The 18,869-nt window shown below is 36.2% G+C and carries 9 protein-coding genes and 2 pseudogenes; 5 read left to right on the plus strand and 6 right to left on the minus strand.

The window, feature by feature from the left end; translation table 11 throughout:
• Window positions 1-323 precede the first annotated feature (323 nt).
• From ACFIKO_RS06625 to ACFIKO_RS06645, 5 genes are all read left to right on the plus strand, one after another.
• Entirely contained in the window at window positions 324-611 is a 288-nt protein-coding gene (locus ACFIKO_RS06625) for an EexN family lipoprotein (RefSeq protein ID WP_375620282.1), read from the plus strand.
• A 186-nt stretch (window positions 612-797) separates the two neighbouring features.
• Window positions 798-1,067 carry an EexN family lipoprotein gene (locus ACFIKO_RS06630; protein WP_375620283.1) on the plus strand — a complete coding sequence of 90 codons (270 nt, stop codon included), beginning with the start codon at window positions 798-800 and terminating at the stop codon, window positions 1,065-1,067.
• Between the two features lie 3 nt (window positions 1,068-1,070).
• A complete protein-coding gene (locus ACFIKO_RS06635; protein ID WP_375620284.1) occupies window positions 1,071-1,289 on the plus strand; it encodes an EexN family lipoprotein in 219 nt (72 codons plus the stop codon).
• 877 nt (window positions 1,290-2,166) lie between these two features.
• The gene (locus ACFIKO_RS06640; RefSeq protein ID WP_375620285.1) at window positions 2,167-2,397 is read left to right on the plus strand and encodes a hypothetical protein; all 231 of its coding nucleotides are present in this window, start codon (window positions 2,167-2,169) and stop codon (window positions 2,395-2,397) included.
• A 2,715-nt stretch (window positions 2,398-5,112) separates the two neighbouring features.
• Complete coding sequence (locus ACFIKO_RS06645) at window positions 5,113-5,517, plus strand: flagellar protein FlgN (RefSeq protein WP_273788300.1); 405 nt, start codon at window positions 5,113-5,115, stop codon at window positions 5,515-5,517.
• A 313-nt stretch (window positions 5,518-5,830) separates the two neighbouring features.
• On the opposite strand, the pseudogene ACFIKO_RS06650 reads toward ACFIKO_RS06645, so the two are convergent.
• The 6 genes and pseudogenes from ACFIKO_RS06650 to ACFIKO_RS06680 form a co-directional block, all read right to left on the minus strand.
• Window positions 5,831-6,095, minus strand: a pseudogene (locus tag ACFIKO_RS06650) (integrase); the annotation flags it as partial.
• A gap of 735 nt (window positions 6,096-6,830) precedes the next feature.
• Window positions 6,831-9,944, minus strand: coding sequence for an autotransporter outer membrane beta-barrel domain-containing protein (locus tag ACFIKO_RS06655; protein ID WP_404978566.1), 3,114 nt, complete (start codon window positions 9,942-9,944; stop codon window positions 6,831-6,833).
• Window positions 9,945-10,075: 131 nt separating this feature from the next.
• Window positions 10,076-11,296, minus strand: coding sequence for an autotransporter outer membrane beta-barrel domain-containing protein (locus ACFIKO_RS06665; protein WP_375620449.1), 1,221 nt, complete (start codon window positions 11,294-11,296; stop codon window positions 10,076-10,078).
• A gap of 146 nt (window positions 11,297-11,442) precedes the next feature.
• Window positions 11,443-13,854 (minus strand): autotransporter outer membrane beta-barrel domain-containing protein, encoded by a 2,412-nt coding sequence (locus tag ACFIKO_RS06670; RefSeq protein ID WP_375673567.1) that lies wholly within the window; start codon window positions 13,852-13,854, stop codon window positions 11,443-11,445.
• A gap of 653 nt (window positions 13,855-14,507) precedes the next feature.
• A complete protein-coding gene (locus tag ACFIKO_RS06675; protein ID WP_375673568.1) occupies window positions 14,508-16,985 on the minus strand; it encodes an autotransporter outer membrane beta-barrel domain-containing protein in 2,478 nt (825 codons plus the stop codon).
• A gap of 1,174 nt (window positions 16,986-18,159) precedes the next feature.
• Window positions 18,160-18,869, minus strand: a pseudogene (locus tag ACFIKO_RS06680) (autotransporter domain-containing protein); the annotation flags it as partial.

Raw genomic sequence — 18,869 nt, forward strand, 5'->3', positions numbered from 1 at the left:
AGGCATTACGAATTTTTGATAAGATTTTGTGCGACTTCTCATGATGAAGTGGTTTTTGAAAAAAATGATTAAAAGCTTTTTGAAAAATGCCAAGATATCAAAATTACTGCTGAAGTTTAAATATTTCAAATACAAAGAGCAGCCGTGCAGATAATGCTACAAATGTAAGTCTGATAAATGAAGCAGTTTTCATGATTTAACATGTTTGAGTTGAAAGTGTGCGTATTTGCAAAGGAAAGTTAGATGCAAGGTCACAATATAGGAGGGGATGTGACCCCAAAGATATTGTTAATAAAATATAAAACAAAGAGAGGGGTTAAATCATGAACAAGATCAGTATAACAGCGCTGTTGCTTTGCACGGGGCTTGTTACTGTTGGTTGTGAAAAAAACTACAGTGTTGAGGAATTTAAGAAAGATAAAAAATTGATGCAAGAATGGGGAAAGAAATGCGATAAAATGGGCCCCTCTGCTTTTGCAACCAAGAATTGTCAAAATGTCATGCAAGCCGATATGGAACTTTTTCAAGAGCATTATAGAAATCTTGCAAAGAAACTTCGTGAAAGTGGCAAAAAGGGGAATGAAACTGAAAAAAAGCAGGACAACAATTAAATCATAAAAATATATTGATAGCGGTGTTTTTCTTTGTACGCGATTTATCATCATAGGTTGGAAAAAATTGCGTACAGAAGTCGATTTTAAAATTTTTGAAAATGCACAATGAACCGAATGTACAATTTAATGGGATCCTAAATTGTGTCCTAAACTTTGTAAATTTGAAAAAAGGTGAATTTATTGATGAATAAAGTCATTATTACAACATTGCTGGTTTGTACTGGATTTGTCGTTGCTGGTTGTGAAAAAACTTATAGCGTAGCAGAGTTTAAGAAAGATCCTAAATTATTCGAGCAATGGGCAATGAAATGTATGATATCAGGGAGTTTAGATTCTCAAAATTGTAAAAACGCAGATAAAGCGTATCGTGAAGTTCATGCCCGAGATTGGCCTGGTGCGAGCTTTGTACATGATGACGAGAAAAAAAACGAAGATAAAAAGGAGGAAAATTAAATCATGAATAAAATTATTATCACAGCATTGCTGGTTTGTACTGGACTTGTCGTTGCTGGTTGCGAAAAAAATTACAGCGTAGCCGAATTCAAGAAAGATAAAACATTACTCGAAGAGTGGGTAAAAAAATGTGAAAAGATGGATCCATCGTCTATAAAGAAATCTAAAAATTGTCAACATGCCAGACAAGCGTATATGGAACTTATGTTTGGCATTAATTAAAAACATAAAATTCAATAAATTGTTCGATCAATAAGGAATTGGTTAGTTATTGATTACATTACGTTTTTTAGGATCTCTCTAACTTTTAGAGAGTCTTTTGATGACTTCAAGAATTAGCTGTTTACGATCTGTACTCTTTGTGTAAACGGATGCTATACTGTCATTTGTCTAGCCAAAAAGTGCTTTCAATTGTGATAGTATTGCATCCGAATGAGTTGCTACGTGTTATTGCTAATTTTTCAAAATATGCGCTGATTGTTTAATATTTTGGTTGCATGTATTTAAACATGAGATTGAATTTAGCTTTGGGGTGTTTTTCTGCCTTTGTCACAAATAAATGTTTTATCACACTAAGACCGGCTTTAAGCGTTGCGGCTAATTTCTGAAAAATTGGGAGGAAACATTTGTTTGGAATTTACTTTTCTCTGTTTTAATAAAGAGAAAAACATTCTGAATGGAATTATTATCGTTTTATACTCAAACTATTTTAAAAAATTGCTTTTGATTTGAGAATATTATAACATTAGTTAAGACGTGAGGCAGTTTTGCTAGGACGGTTTTGCTGGATGTGTGAGGAATTGAGCGCTCTCCACGCCTTTTCATTTTTCCCCTCTCTTTTTTGAGCTTGCAAGGTTTTCCCTTGCTATTTTTTATCTTAATTGTGTTATAATATTATCATGTTGAGCGGTGGAGCTCATGTAAAACTTTATATATGAGGTATTTTTTGTTCTCGAGTGTATGATGAATGTTTTTTGAATAATAGTTTGATTTATAAAGATAATTTAATTATTTTATGTTGAACAAGGATCTCGTTAAAATCTGTTTTAGGTTGAATCAATTAAAATCATCTACTTGCACGTTACAAGCATGGAGAGTCGTGTGGATAAAAACTGTTGAAGTAAGAAGTAAAAATGCCTTTTATGAATTATCTCAAGGACTAAAGGTTGTTGCAACATTTGGTGTTGGGAAGGTGTGTGATGGTGCTGGTTTATTCCCTCGCAAGTGTATGATGATGGTGTTCAATGGATTTATCATAAGCTTCTTGAAATGTTCCTTTAGAATTGTGATATGCCCTGAAGAGGAGCAACAAGAGGAACTTACTCAATAAGGAGACAAATTATTTACAAATCGGATCTGGTAGAAAATTTAGTTCTTTAAGGCGGGAATGAAGTTGAGATTCAAGGAGCGTGAAAAGACGGAAACTGATGGTTAAAAATGCATAAAAAAAGCAGAATTAATACTTAAATAGTCGCAAGCGATGTTTGAAACTGGGTGTATGATTTATCTGTAGAGTTAAAATTTTGCTTTAATTTTATGTAAAATTAAGATGATCATTTGCACAGATTACAAAAAGCCAAGAGAGTATGCTTAGTATATTTCTATTACGAGAATTAAAATAACAACAGAAGCATTCATGGTGATAATCAAGGTTGAATAAAGTATAGCGGCTTTTAGGAGATCAGCCATAAAAACCTCTTTCTGTTTTTTGAGGTGATTTTATGAATAACAATATGTCACAATCTGTAGTATATTCAGATACAATATATTCGACAAGCTTAAAATCGTTCCTTTTTTATGAAGGCTTGAGGAATTGGAGCACTGTGAATCCTAAAAAAGAAAGTTTTAAAGAGAATATTAATTGATTTTGTAGGTTTTGTGTTGCAGAAAACTTTTTTATCTTGTTATGCTATAAAACACTGTTATTTATAGTGGTAATATAAGGCATATAAGTTTTCTTGGAACGTTTAAGTATTTTTTAGTGTGCGATGAATATTTGTAGGTTTATTTGTTGAGCTTTTCGTTTAAGTGAATCACATGAGCGGAAAGTCAAGAGAAGATCGCTTGGCAAAAATTCGGACTGCTTACAGCGCAGATTGAGTTAAGATCTTGGTCCTTTAAGGCGCGCGGAAGAAGACAAAAATGTTTTCTGATCGTTTATCTCATAGCAAGAGTGTTAATGCTGCTCTAATGGGCATGTTTTGCACAAAAGAAAAGAACGTTCCAAATAAAATATACTTATGTTATATATTAGTATATTTTTATTGCATATTTATGCACTTGTTAAAAAAACAGCTCTCAATGTACACGACAAACATTTTACGATGACACTCGTAAATGGTATAACGGTAAATGTGAATGGTATAACAGTAAAGCTCTCGTGAAATAATATAAAAATCTATAGAGTACTACTATCTTTACACTTATGAAAGAGCAAGTCACTGTCATTGTACGCTTGCTTCCAATCTTTACTATAGACCTTGGCATTTGAGAAGGTCCATAAGAGGCATTTTTCTTTCAGTGTATTTTATCAACACATCAGGGCGCTGTTTGTGATGTGCAAGCGAGTGATTTTAATTTATTCAACATGGAATAGATTTGAAATGTGATGATTATGAAAGAGAAGAGCCGCATTTAGAAGGTTGGGAATGAGAGAAAGTTCGTAACAAAATCGTACCTTGATTATGATTATAAAATGATTGTTTCTATGTTTTTATACCAGTAGCACATGTAAAGCCACGATATTAAGAGTAAACTGTGTTATGGAGTGAAGAAAGATGTTGTGGAAATTCTGAAAATATCAATGTGGGGAGCGTGAAGTATTATGCATTGGATAATATTTTGATTTATAATAATAATCTATCGTTATTCAACTTGAATTAGAGCCCTGAATACCGTAAAATTTTTCCATTCTAAATCTGCTCTAGGTTGAATCAACCAAAACCATGTCTTTTGCAGTTACAAGTGGGGAGGGTCCATGCGGAGCGAAACTGTACAAGAAAGGTATGCTTTTATGAACCGCACTTAAGTGCCAAGGGTATCGCAACATGAGGGGCTAGCAAAATATATGATGATGCTGGCTTGCTTCTTTTATTAAGCGTAAAGATGGACAGTACTCAATGGATTTTATACACGTCATGGGGGATTTATCATTATATTATTCATGGGACACGGCGTGAAATAGGCTTGGGTGCACTATAGATGTTTCTTTAAAACAAGCGCGTGAATATGCGATTGAAGACGTATCGAACTGATTGGCTAAGAAACTCTTGAAAATGTTCAAAAAATCTTATATAGTTGTTCATTGCAAAGAAAAGCGAATGATAATAAAAAAAGGGAGATTAATGGCTGTTTAGCTATTTTAAGATGTCTTTTTTAATATTTCTGTATGGCTGATCTGTTCAAAAGAGCATTCTTTTTGTTTTTTATGCGGAATACTGGATGTGTGCAGAAAAAGCAGGAGGGGGGTGTGTCTTTTTGAATGGGTGCAAACTAATTTTGTAGGGTGCCATCTTATGGGGTGCCAGAAGGTATGCAAGTTTAGGTGCAGAGAAAGCCATAAGGTTATGGAGGGTAAGATGCTGCTATCGTTAAAATGCTGAAAATGAGCTTAAGTCTTTGATATGCTGCGGTTTTTTGTCGGCTGGTAGTTTTTATGACCAAAGTTCTCGGGGGAGCGTTGTTGTTTTCTATTGAAAGCGTGCTGGTGATAAAATAGGCAAAGATAAAAAAGATAAAATCGGTAAGGCAAAATAGACCGAAATAGACAGAGAAAGTGTGGAATTTTCGATATTGCTGCGTAAGGCTTAAGTTTATAGCGTTTTGGTGGATTAGTATAGCTGCAATGATGGTTTTGGAGCAAAGCAAGAAAAATTTTGAGAGAATGCGTTGAAAGTTGAAGTGGTATACGCTTTGAGGGATTGTCGTGCTGTTGTTTGAGCAATGTTTGCACCACGAGCTTTATTGAGTGTATCAGCATTGAAGAAAACCTGTTTAATCTCCCTCATTTGAAAGATTGAACAAGAGTGTTGAAGGGGAAGTAAAAATGTCTGTAGTGCAATATGGTGATGATAGTTTTGCATCAAAAGCAAAAGTTCTTGACAATAATCTTATTGATCGTGATTGGGCGATGACAAAATTTGTTGCTGCTGTTAAAGGATTAGCTCAAGTTGTTGATTATGAAAGCAATATGCTAGAGAGTAGTGGTGTTCCAGATTACGAAGAAATAAATTTATGTAAAATACGTGGTTTGCGTGATCTTAATAAATCCATGAGCGATGTAAAGCGCTACATGAATCAAGATATTGAGCATGAGGTTGAAAGTTTGTTGTCTGATTTACAAGAAAAATTACAGCGTAATAGTGAATTGCTTCAAACGCATTTAAATGCAGTTAATGATCTTTCTAGAGCTATGCAACTATCTGGACGCGTAAAAGAAACAGAGGAATGATTCAAATCTGATGAATATTGGCTGTCCTAAGTGATGACAATGATTAGGTAGATCAGTTTATTTGGATAAATAGTGCGTTTAGTGAGTAGACTTGTTTTAGCGCATTGGGGTGTTTAAATTATTTGTTGTACTGTAAAACGCTGTTCTTAAAACAATGTCTTTTAAGGTGTAGTGATGTGAACTGCATGCTGTGGGAAGCTAGCTGGGAGAGGACTAAGAGAAGGGGGATTATTTACAGAGTATTGTTTGCAGACTGAGTTAATAGGGGGTATCATTTTTTAGTTTAGGGAGGCGATCTTATTGGGAAAGAATAAAGGGCTAGAAATAAGCTTCCCTCTGTACCACCATCCTTTAATTTAGCTTTATGTCTTTCAAAAGCATCTAAAGCACTATCTGTTAAATGATGAAGATTACGCATTATTTCACGCTTCTGTTTCTCTCGTTCTTTAATGGGGGCACGACCCTCATGTAAAACAGAACATCATTGTGTTGCTAATTCACGTGCTTTTTTAAGAAACATCTCTTAAGGCACCCAATCCTATTTCATGGTGGTGTCCGTGAATGGTATAAGGGTAAAGCCCCTATGAAGTATACAATTTACAGAGCACCACTATCTTTACGCTTCATAAAGGTGTAAGCAGACACCATCATTATATTTGCCAGCTCGTAGGTGTTGCTACAGCCCTTGGTACTTGAGACGGTTCATAAGAGCTATTTTTAATCCTTTCTTAATAGTTTTTTATCCACAAGGGCTCTTCCCGCTTGTAACTTGCAAGAGATATGGTTTTGGTTGCTTCAACATGGAACGGGTCTGAAATGAAAGAATCTTACGCTATTCTGGATTCTCATTTAACATGCAAAACAATGAACACTCTTTATAAATCAATGTTTTATCTTATGGTGGAGTTGGTGTGGCATTGAGATTTTAGAGGAAAAATATGCCTTTAAGAATTTATAACAGATAGCAAGTTTTTATAGCAGGTATATTAAATGCAGATCATCTAAAATAAATGGAACGTCCACAGCGAAGAAGGGGCTAATTTTTTAAAATCCGCATGAATGCTTATTCTGTTGTGCTGTAAAAACATCATCGTTTGAGGTGTGGTGTAAGGCATAAAAACTTTATGCATGGGGTGTTTTGATGAGAGAATACTATGGTATTTAGTTTTTTATTCAATATGCAAAAGAAACATTATAAGTCAAAATCTTCTTTAATGTGATAATGTTTTTTGAGAATTTAAAAAAATATAAGTTTAAATAAAAAAGCAACACAAAGTGCTGCTTTTTTATTTAAGTTAAAATTAGCTTCTGCTTTAGAAACGATAACGTATCCCGCCAGACAAATTGGTGCCAGATACACCGGCTTTTTGCAGTTTTTGCCGATAGCTGATATCAGCGCTTAGTACGATATTTTGAGAAAAATATGCATTCACCCCCATGCCTCCCTCAACTGAAGAGCCGGTAGGATCAACATGAAAGGTATCAGCAATTTTTATTGTTTTACCATCACCAAAAGCTCTGCTAACATTTACTTTGCCATAGAAGGAAACAGCCTTACTTTCTTCAGCAGCCATTATAGTTTTTGTTAAACGTCCACCAATACGCACCAACCATTGATGCGGATTGCCCATGTCAACTTTTAAGCCATCGGCATCTGAGAAGATATCAAACTTGAGATTTTGATAAATGAATTGTGCTTGTGGTTCAAATACCAATCCTTTTGTATTGGTCGCTAATTTCTGACCAATGGTTGCAGATATATTAAGCATCTCAGTACCATCCAGTTTTGCGGCATTTCCAACAAGAGCTGTGGTAATATTTCCTTTTAACTTTCCGTAAGAAAGAAGTGTGTTTACATATATACCATTGCTATGTTGGATGCCGCTGTAAGCGGCAAGAGACCATTTATCAAGTGTCGTCTTTTCAGAATCTTGCATTTCTTTTGGCGTAAAGGCAAGTTTTCCGTATGTTCCTAAAAAACCAAAATATGAGCTTATGTCTTTGCCTTCCAAGGCGGCTAATATGACACCCAGTTGTAAAGCAGTATAGTTTACATCAGCACCATAACCATAATGCAGTGGATCGCGGTTGGAAGATAAGGTGACTTTATCGCCGTAGGAAGAAAAAAAGATGCCATCCTTTTTATTGTCTTCTGCCCCAAATACTGTTGTTCGCATATTGTCTAACAACGTGTTTTGATTGTTGACATCAGTAAATCCAGCAGAAAATAAAGTATTAGATATGGTTAAATAGTTTGCTACCTGTGGTAAAAGTGCTCGAACTTTTTTATCCTTATCAATGTAGGCATTCTGTAAGCGGAAATCCCAAAAATTACTGTTCTTACCAAAAAGGTTTTGGCTTTCATGAGATGTTCCAGGTTTATAGACTGTAAGTACATACTTATAAGGTTGCTTCTCTATTGTCATATAGTTTCCTGCTAACGTGAAGGAATTTTCGTTTGCTTGTCCGGAAACTTGAATGATTGAAATCCCATGTGTCCCTAAAGGAAGTGACGCCATGTGTTCTCCCCAAACAGCAGAGCTATCGGTTGTTTTTTTATCTGTTTTTCGGAGATTGATGTGAACAACAGTACGGCCTGAGACATCACCATTAATCACAATGCGATCGGTCTGTTGCTCCGTGATAGGAGAATGTTTATTCCATTGAGTATTTACATAAATTTCTGCAACACCTGTTGCACTATAAACCGCTTCTGTATGAGCTCTTCCTTCTCCTTTTGGAAGATTAGGTCCTATAAACAGAGTTTGGTAATGTCCCTCCACTGGCTTGTCAAACATAATGACACTATCTGTAAGGCGCAATCCAGAAAGGTTAGAGTATAATTTTTCATCAACACCAAACTGTACATGGTCATCTGAAACATTATCATTATTTTGGGCGTTTTTATTTGCCTTTAAAAGCCATTTCGTCTCCTCTTTTAGATCAAAAACAGTTCTATTATCTTTAGAAGTTCTTACTCGACCTTCTAAAGAAGAGTGGTTAGAAACCAGTGTAAGGGTGTTTGTGAAAGCATTTTCGTTTTTTATATTTTTTAATAAAATATCGGCATGAATTTCTGAATTTTTAAGGCTGACTTCACCGTTTATGCCTGTTCCATAAAGGTTGATACCCCTACCATGTTCAACGAAAATCTTTGTATTCTCTAGAGTTACTTTATCGGCAATATTGGCTACATCTTGTTCTTGAACGGCGTTGGCATTCCTTTCAGCATTGCGTGTATATCGTTTTCTAGGGGCATTATACGGATTGTCGCGGAAAATAATACCGTCCACTTCATGATTGCCCGTGACATGTACGCTTGAATCTTTCAGTTTGATTGTTCCCTCTATGTTTAGCAAACCAACTGTTTCTGCTGTTACAGTAATACCTGTAGCATCAATTTCTCCACCATCTGATACACTTAGTGCAACAAAACGCGCATCAACAGTTCCCCCTATCATGTTGATTTTTGAATTATTGCCCTCTGCATGTACAGCAAAACCATTGTCTTGAATTTTTTTGTTATGTAGCGTTATGGTTTTACCGTTTTCAGCCTCAATTCCGGAGCTTATATCCTCAATTTGTGTAGACTTTTCAGGTTGTTTTATTGGTGATATTGGTTTTTTAAGCTCTGATTTTTCAGATATTTTTTGTGCAGAGGCAGATTGTACGGGCGCTGGTTTTACAGATTTTGGCGGTACCGGTAATGCTGGTTTTCCAGTTTCTGGTCTTAAAGATATTGGCTGTGCGAGTTCTGGTTCTTTAAGCGTTGGCGATAGCTCTATTGTTGGTTTTGTAGGTTCCGCTCTTGTAATAAGTGTTGGTTGTAAATTCAGTGAAGGCTGTGTAGGTTCTGACTGTGAGGATACAGTAGAATTTTCGGGCATTTTTTTTCTGGAAGAGTCTGTAAAAGAAGTGGAAACACCTGAACGTCTTCTAGATTTTACTTCCATTCCTGCTGTTGGAGCTATCTCTGTCGTTGGAGATTGTGTAAGAGTATCTTGTGTGGCTGTAGGGTTAGATTGTACACTTTTTGCCACCTTAGTCTTTGATGTTTGTGTACTTCCTTGGCTAAGATCAGAGTTTTGTTTTGAAGAAGAAATTGTATTTCGAATTAAATTTCCTTCAAGTTGTGTTGTGGGAGGTAGAGTGCCCGTAGAAGTAGGCGTTGTAGATTCACTCTTTGTAGGAGGAGGGGTTATGATCGTTCTTGTAGTGCTAGATGTTAAAGGTGGATACGGAGATGATGCATTTGAATATAGATTAGAAGTTCTGGATTCACCTATTGGATTCTCAGCATGAGTGGGTTGCGGAGAAGGGAGATCTATTGTAGGTTGTGCATTCGTATCATGAAGAGCATAAGACAAGCTGGTGGAAGAACAAAACAGAATTCCAGAAACTGTGTATAGTAAAAAACTTTTTTTCATATAGATGTATTCCTAAATATTTCCCCCTCTCATAAAAGATAAAACTTTGACCTCATTATGTTTCTTTTGCGAGAGACAAAATGAAACATAATGAGAGCGCTTTATATTTCAAGATAGGAATACAAGTATTTTTAAAAATGATAGCGGATTCCAGCGGAAATATTTATTACAGATATGCCATCTTTTTTGAATTTATGTTGATAGCTGAGATCATTATGAAGCTCGATATTTTGAGATAAATGCGCCTGAATACCAAAACCACCTTCGATTAAAGATCCCATAGCAGCAAGCGGAAGGTTTTTACTAAAAGTTTTGATCGCGTTCAGTTTGCCGTAGAAGGAAAGGGCATGGCCTTTGTTTTGCGTCAAACGTCCGCCAATACGGAGCAACCATTGATGAGGTTTGCTTATGTCTATTTTAGAGTTATCGTCATCTGAGAAAGAGCCAAGCATGAGACGCTGATAAACAAGTTGTGCTTGCGGTTCTAGGATTACACCTTCCAAACTAGTTGACAGTTTGTGACCAACAGTTGCAGCGGCTCCTAATGTTTTACTATTATTTACTTTTGAAGTATGTTTGATGAAAGCTGTGGTGTTATTTTCTTTGAAAATTCCATAAGAGAGAAATCCACTTGCATATAGGCCACTGTCATGTTGAATATTTCCATATGCGGTGAGTGACCATTTATCAAGCATTTTCTTATGAGAGCTTTCTTTGTTTTTAGGAGTAAAAGACAATTTCCCATATGTTCCGAAAAGACCAAAATTGCTGCTGATATTTTGATCGTGTAGCGCTATTAATGTTGCCCCTGCTTGCAATGCAGCATAGCGAATATCTGCTTGAACACCATCTTGTTTTTCTTGAATGCTGGAAGAAAAGGTGCTCTTATTGCCATAAGTGGATAAGAAAACCCCTCTCTCTGGATGATCTTTGGGTTCAAACATTGTTATTTGCATATTGTCTAACGAGATATTTTGATTGTTGACATCAGAAAAACCGACAGAAAACATCGCAATAGGCATAACTAAAGAGCTTTCTTTTTGTGGCGTAAGAACTGTTCTTTTTTCTGCCAAATCAAGAGAAGCAGAAGTTGCGGCTGCTTCATTATCTGTAAGTTTAGAGGTGCTTTCGGTATCAGCGGTAGCGGTTCTCTTAACTTTTGTGGGTAATTTCACATGAGCTTTTGCGGATGTGTTAAGAGTCGTTTTCGATGCTTGTGTTGGTGTGTTTATTAAATCAATGGTATGGCGTGTTTGAGGGTTTAAGCCAGAAGCGGTACTGGTAGACGTAAAATTAAAAGAAGAAAAAAACAAAGCACAAGCGGCTGTACATAATAAAAGATTCTTATGCATAAAGATGTTCCTTAAGATATTTTTCTTTGTTTTGCTAAAAATGAACCACCTTTTGACACACTACAATTTTTGTAATGTAGTAAAATATAAGCAGCACTGTTTTCATCTCAGCGCTGCTTATGCGTCAAAATAGAGAGCTAAGATTTCTAAAAGCGATAACGCATTCCACCGGAAAAATTAATTCCAGAGATACCAGCTTTTTGAAGTTTATGTTGGTAATTAATGTCAGCATGAAGTGCGAGATTTTTAGAAAGCTGCGCGTTAATGCCAAGCCCACCTTCAAGGGAAGAGCCCATAGAATCGAGGTAGAAAGATTCAATAACATCGATAGTGCGCTTTTCACTAAAAGCTTTGATGACATTCAATTTACCATAAAAAGAAAGAACACGATCTTTTTCAATGGGAAGCATTGTTTTCGTTAAACGCCCTCCAATACGGATTAACCATTGATGAGGGGGCTTTATATTAACCTGGAAGCCATCAATATCTGAAAGAGTGCCAAATGCAATATGTTGATAAATAAGTTGTGCTTGTGGTTCAAAGGACACTCCTTCAACACCAGTTGCTAGTTTTTGTCCAACGGTAGCTGATATATTTAATGCATCCGTATTGTTTAACTCTGTGGTGTTGCCGATAAGGGCTGTTGTAATATGTCCGTTTAAAATGCCGTAAGAGAAAAGTGCATTAACATAGAGACCATTGTCATGGTGGAGGTTCCCATATGCCGTAAAGGACCATTTATCCAGTATGCTTTTGTCAGAACCTTCCATATCTTTTGGTGCAAAAGCGAGCTTTCCATATATGCCTAAAAGACCAAGATTCGCGGTCATATTTTGATTTTCTAACGTTGCTAATGTCATGCCTGCTTGTATAGCAGCATAACAAACATCCGCACCATAACCATATTCCAATGGACTACGGCTGGAAGATAACGTCATCTTGTTGCCATAAGTCAATAAGAATATCCCTTTCTGTTTATGACTCTCTAATCCGAAAACTGTTGAGTTCATATTATCTAACAGTGTATTTTGATTGTTTACATCAGCCAAGCCAGAGGAAAATATTGCATTATGCATAACCAAATAGCTTGCCATTTGAGGAACAAGAGCTTTGATTTTTCCTTCACCATCGAGAGTCGCACTTTGCAAGCGGAAATCCCAGAAATTCTCATTTTCTTCCAAGGGAGTTTGTCTGTTATTTTCTTTTTCAAGGGGTGATGCATTGGTATTTTGTGCATCTTTCTGTTTTGATTCTTGTGATATTCCGCTTAAATGACTTTGTGTTCTATCGGCTTTCCCACGGCTGGATGTTGGTCCATAAACATTGAGTATGTATTTATAAGGTAAGCCCTCCATTGTGGTGTAGCCATGGGCAAGTTTGAAGGAATCTTCATTTGCTTGCCCAGAAACTTGAATAAGTGAGAGCCCACGCATATTCAAAGGAATTGAATCTTCTTCATCATCGAATGGTTCTGCATGCTTTGAAAGATTGTTGAAATAGATCGTTGTGGTGCCTGAGACATCACCATGAACGAGAACACGGTCAGTTCTTTGTTGTTCTTTTGTAAGACCATTACTCCATTCGGTATTAAAGTAAATCCTTGCGTTACCCAATGCATTGTAAACCGTTGTTGCATCGGAGCTTCTGTTTTGCTCTGCTTTTTGTGGATGTTTCCCTACATGCAAGGTTTGATAATGATTGTCTGCTAGTTTATGCGGCGCATTAAATATGATAGAGCTATTATTAAGGTTTAGAACTGAAACGATTGATTGTGCTCGTTGCTTAAGATCAAGGAGCTTGTAATCAAATAGGCTAAAACTATTTTCCAATTCAAATAGACTAATTTTTAAATGCCACTTGCTGTTATTGTTTAGGGTGAAAACCGTTGTATTTTGAGGAAGCGTTTTGGCTCTTCCTTCCATAATCGAATTATCAGCGTCTAATGTAAAAGCAGTAGGTTGAATCTCGACGAAGGGTGAGACTTCATTTTTTAATAATATATCAGAACGAATTTCTGAGTTTTTAAGGTACACTGCATTCGTTTTGCGATAATAAGGTCCGAAAATACCTACACCGTCGTTTACAAGAAGTTTTGTATTATTAAGGATTGCTTTGTTTACAACCTCTTCTCCTTCTTTTACTGTAGAGCTCAGAATATAACCAAAATTGATACCATAGGCTTTGTTGTGGCCTATGACGTTTAATATTGAATCTTCAATATGGATTGTGCCGTTTGTGAGTGACAAACCATGCTCTTCTGCCTTTCCCACAATTCCTTTGGCATTAATTTGACCACCTGACGTTGCAGAAAGCAAAGTAAAGCCTGAGTGCATTATTGAGTTTGTAATGGTAATATGACCTTTCTTAGCAACCACGGCATCATACTTACCACGAACAAAAACATTATGAAGGCTCTTCTCTTCTCCATTAGCTACTTGGACCGTAGGAATCTCAAGAGGTTGTCTATTTGCATAAGTTGGAGCAAAATGAGAAAAAATGAAAGTTCCAGCAATTGTACATAACAAAAAATTTTTCTTATAAATATATTTCTTACACATAGATATGCCTTTAGTATTTGGTATGCTTTGATGCTTACTTCATTCCCCTGATGGCGCAAGTACCCGGTCAGTTTTTATATCATTATGTTTTTATTGTAAATAACAAAACGAATATTATGTTTTGTTGTTTATCGTTTAAAAATTGGTCTTAGAAGAGCTTTTAAAATAGAAAGCGCAATGCAGCAAAGATGGATTTCAGAAAACTTAGCTTGATAAGTATTTTTGTTTTAAAGTGCTAGGAATCAAAATATTTTGCAAGGATGTTTACTGCTTAAAGCTGTTGTTATGAAAACTCTACAAAGTTTTTGGAGAAGATTTATTGCGCGCTTGCAAAAGCTTTCAGGTGGTTTTCTTGCATATAGAATTATTCACGATGAATTTTTTTGATGTAAAAAATCTAAAATATTTTGTATTTTTTATCGATATACAACGATTTTTATAAATCAAAAAGGCAGCTCTCTTGAGACTTCAACAGTCATTGAGAGATAAAGAATTTTATTGCATTTGGTTTTAATGAAATTAATCCTTTCAGGAGAGCTGTATAGAAAGAACCGTTATTAATGGTTCTTTCCGAAAGATTGCAAAAAAAGCAGTACATTCGTACTGCTTTTTTATTAAAAATGAATAGACTATAAATTGTTTTTTGCCTTTTCTTAAAACTGATAGCGTATTCCGCTTGAAAAGCTTGCGCCAGATATACCAGTTTTTTGAAGCTTATGTTGATAGTTAACATCAGCATGAAGGGCGATATTTTGTGATAATTGTGCATTTACACCAAGTCCACCTTCAAGGGCAGCTCCCATAGAATCAAGGCGGAACGATTCACCAATCTGTATCGTACCATTGTTAGAAAAAGCTTTAACAATATTCAATTTACCATAGAAAGAAAGAGTACTGCCTTTTTCAATAGAAAGCATCGTTTGCGTTAAGCGCCCACCAACACGCACTAAGTATTGATGAGGATTTCCCATATCTACATCAAAGCCATCGACATCTGAGAGTGTGCCAAGCATGAGACGTTGATAAGCAACTTGTGCTTGTGGTTCAAAGACCAACCCTTTCGTACTGGTTTTTAACTTTTGTCCAATGGTCGCCGATGCACTGAATGTATCAGCGTTTTTCAATTCTGCAGTCTTTCCTATGAGAGCTGTGGTGATATCCCCCTTGAGCATTCCATAGGAAAAGAGAGCATGGATATATGTACCATTATTATGACGCAGGCCACTATATGCAGCAATTGACCATTTATTGAGTGTACTCTTGTCAGCACCTTCCATATCTTTTGGGGTGAAAGCTAATTTCCCATATGTCCCGAAAAGACCAAAATTGGTGGTCATGTTTTGATCTTCTAGAGCTACTAATGTAAAGCCTGCTTGTAAAGCAGCATAGTGAATATCGGCACCATAGCCATATTGCAATGGTGTACGGTGAGAGGATAATGTCATCTTATTGCCATAAGTCGAGAAGAAGATTCCTTTATTTTTATGATCTTTTGTCTCAAAGCCTGTTTCTTGTATTGTGTTCAGTAAAGTGTTTTGATTGTTTACATCAGCCAGTCCAGCTGAGAATAGTGCGTTAGGCATGGACAAATAGCTTGCCACTTGAGGAACGAGAGCTCTGATCTTTCCTTCATCATCGAGCGTTGCACTTTGCAAGCGGAAATCCCAGAAATTCTGATTTTCTCTCAAATGGTTTTGTGTGTTCCCTATTTGCTCAGAATTTGGTGTTGATTCACCTTTTATATTATTCTCAATTTTTAAAACCACTCCACCTAATACAACGGGGAGCGTGTCGGTTTTTGAGGACTTTTCTTGTGATTGTTGAGTTACTTCTCCTAAATGGCTTTGTGTGCTTTCTGCTCTTCCAAGACGTGATGTTGGTCCATAGGCATTTAAGACATATTTATAAGGCAAACCGTCCATTGTGACATAGCCATTTGCTAGTTTGAAGGCATTTTCATCTGTTCTTCCAGATACTTGAATAAGCGACAGTCCACGCATATTCGCGGGAATAGAAGCTTCTTCTTTTGATGGCTCACCTTTTGAAAGACTATTGAAACTAATTGTTGTGGTGCCTGATACATCTCCATGGACAAGAAGGCGGTCCGTTTTTTGTTGTTCTCTTTTTAAACCATCACTCCATTCTGTATTGAAATAAATCCTTGCATTACCTACTGCATTATAAACGGTTTTTATAGCGGAGTCCCTGTTTTCGTGTGGATTAGGGAGCTCAATTGTTTGTCCTACACTTAAGGTTTGATATTGACTCTTTGCCAGCGCATGTGGCGGGTTAAACACAATAGAGCTATTATTAAAGTTCAGTACTGAAACGGTAGACAGTGCTCGTTGCTTAATATCATGGAGTGCATAATTAAATGCACTAAAATCACGATTTATGTCGTATTGACTTACATTTAAATACCATTTGCTATTGTTGTTTAAATTAAAAACAGTTGTATTTACTGCTAAGGTTCTTGCTCTTCCTTCCATAATCGAATTATCGGCGGTTAATACAAAAGTCACAGGATGAGGATCTGAATCTGTTTTCTTTTTTACATTATTTTGTAATAGTACATCAGAACGAATTTCTGAATTTCTAAGTTGAACCTCGGCAACAGACTTTGAAGATGATGGTCCTAAAATACCGACACCATTTTTCACAAGAAGTTTTGTATTGTTAAGAATTGCCTTATTGATAACTTCTTCACCATCTTTCACAAAAACATCTAAAATGCTATGAAAAACAATACCGGATTGTTTTTTGCTTTCTATGAATGAATCTTCAATGTTAATGATACCGTTTGAAATCGATAGACCAGTATACAGGGCATTGGCTTTTACTTCTTTAGCATTAATACGTCCACCTTGTGATACAGCAAAAGCAAACGAAGCTGAATGTATTGTTGAGTTCGTAATTGTGGCAATTGCTTTTTCAGAGGCGTGCACTGCGCTCAATCCATTGCGGATAAAAACGTTATTAAGAGTTTTTTCTTCTCCTTTTTCCAGCTTAAAATCGCTAATAATTTCAGGAGGTTGTCTATTTGCATAAGTTGGAGCAAAATGAGAAAAAATGAAAGTTCCAGCAATTGTACATAACAAAAAATTTTTCTTATAAATATATTTCTTACACATAGATATGCCTTTAGTATTTGGTATGCTTTGATGCTTACTTCATTCCCCTGATGGCGCAAGTACCCGGTCAGTTTTTATATCATTATGTTTTTATTGTAAATAACAAAACGAGTTATATTTATGGTGTTCTCTATGATTTGAAGTTTTTCTTAAGAAAAGCTTTTTTCATGATCATAAAAAGTCCGGAAAAATGGATTTCATAAGACCTAGCTTGGTCAAGCTTATGCTAAAAACACTATGAAGTATGATATTTAAAATTGGCTATTAAGGATAATCGTTATAAAAGCTTTATAGCGTTAAGGTATATTATTTTATGCACTCACCAAAACGATCAGAAAATTTTCTCTGCTATAAGAAGAAGAGATGAGGGGGCTATTCATAGGCTTTCTTAAAAGAGAATTTTCCTTAAGGGTAGCAAAGCTTATTTTTCTAAGGACGTACCGCCCATTTCGCGACTATGGTTATGAATGCTATAACGCTTAGAGTCCCATCATCTTTACGCTTACGAAGGAGCAGCCGATACCTTTACACTTAATAAAAGGGAAAGTCTATCTACACACTGTGCTAGCCCCCAATGTTTGTGACTAGGCCTTTGGTTCTTGAGACAGTTCATTATAGGACTTCTTAGGCTTTTCTTATATAACTTTGCTCCACACATCAGCTTCGTTTGTAACGTGCAAGCGAATGATTTTGATTGTTTCAACATGGAATAGGTTTTAAATGAGAGAATCCTACGATATTCGGGACTCTCATTCCACACAATATATTGATTTATCAATATATTGTGTGGAATGAGAAGGATAAGCATTGTCAAAATGCTTTGCCTAAAAAACGCTACATGGAAATATAAATGAATCCTTACAGGTGGTGTTAAGCTAATGGATTGAAGAAACAGATTAAAGGTATGAAGAGAGAGCTTCTTTTATCATTATCTTTTCCAATGTTGTTTTCTTTAATATTGTCTAAAAATACACTTTGCTTAGCTTTATAGACAAATTCGATAATGAATATGTCGCGCGGCTCGTGTAAATAGGAGGGAAGGAGATCATTGAGGAGAAAAGAAAAAAGTTTCAGGAGATAAGAATAGTAGCTTACATAGATTCAAAAAGGCAGCACAATGTGCTGCCTTTTTGTTAAATTGAATAGAATGATAGGCTATTTTTAAAGTCTTTTCTTAAAACTGATAGCGTATTCCACCTGAAAAGCTTGCACCACTTATACCAGTTTTCTGAAGCTTTTGTTGATAGCTTACATCACCATGAAGGGAGAAATTGTGAGACAGCTGTGCATTGATGCCAATGCCGCCTTCAATTGCAGGTCCCATAGGATCAAGGTCAAAGTTTCTGCCAATATGAATGGTACCATCATCACCAAAAGTTTTGATCAAGTTTACTTTTCCATAGAAAGACATAGGACGGCTGTTTTCAGTGGAAAGGGTTTTGGTCAAACGTCCACCAACACGGATTAACCATTGAGAAGGATTGTTCATATCAACGGTAAAATTATCAGCATCTTCAATGGTGTTAAACATCAAATGTTGATAGGCGACTTGTGCTTGTGGTTCGAAGGTTAAACCTTCCATTCTAGTTGCAAACTCTTTGCCAACAGTGGTGGAGATACTCAACATTTTGGCATCGTTCAACTTTGCTGTATTTCCTCTGAGAGCATTGGCGATATGCCCTTTTAGGATACCATAGGACAAGAGTGTATCGATGTAAAACCACTGTTGTGTTGTATACTGCCATAGGCTGTCAGTGACCATTTATCCAGCGTGCTCTTCCCTGCATCTGACATGTCCTTTGGTGTAAACGACAGCTGCCCATAGGTGCCTACAAGACCGAGATGTGTTGTGGTATTTTGCCCTTCAATTGCTGCCAATGTAAC

It is taken from the genome of Bartonella sp. TS82HLJMH (assembly GCF_042193495.1).
Taxonomy (GTDB): domain Bacteria; phylum Pseudomonadota; class Alphaproteobacteria; order Rhizobiales; family Rhizobiaceae; genus Bartonella; species Bartonella grahamii.

Excerpts from the sequence above, each read along its gene's own strand:
- ACFIKO_RS06675 (WP_375673568.1), bottom strand. The coding sequence starts at position 16,985 with ATGTGTAAGAAATATATTTATAAGAAAAATTTTTTGTTATGTACAATT.
- ACFIKO_RS06645 (WP_273788300.1), top strand. The coding sequence starts at position 5,113 with ATGTCTGTAGTGCAATATGGTGATGATAGTTTTGCATCAAAAGCAAAA.
- ACFIKO_RS06625 (WP_375620282.1), top strand. The coding sequence starts at position 324 with ATGAACAAGATCAGTATAACAGCGCTGTTGCTTTGCACGGGGCTTGTT.
- ACFIKO_RS06635 (WP_375620284.1), top strand. The coding sequence starts at position 1,071 with ATGAATAAAATTATTATCACAGCATTGCTGGTTTGTACTGGACTTGTC.
- ACFIKO_RS06655 (WP_404978566.1), bottom strand. The coding sequence starts at position 9,944 with ATGAAAAAAAGTTTTTTACTATACACAGTTTCTGGAATTCTGTTTTGT.
- ACFIKO_RS06670 (WP_375673567.1), bottom strand. The coding sequence starts at position 13,854 with ATGTGTAAGAAATATATTTATAAGAAAAATTTTTTGTTATGTACAATT.
- ACFIKO_RS06665 (WP_375620449.1), bottom strand. The coding sequence starts at position 11,296 with ATGCATAAGAATCTTTTATTATGTACAGCCGCTTGTGCTTTGTTTTTT.
- ACFIKO_RS06630 (WP_375620283.1), top strand. The coding sequence starts at position 798 with ATGAATAAAGTCATTATTACAACATTGCTGGTTTGTACTGGATTTGTC.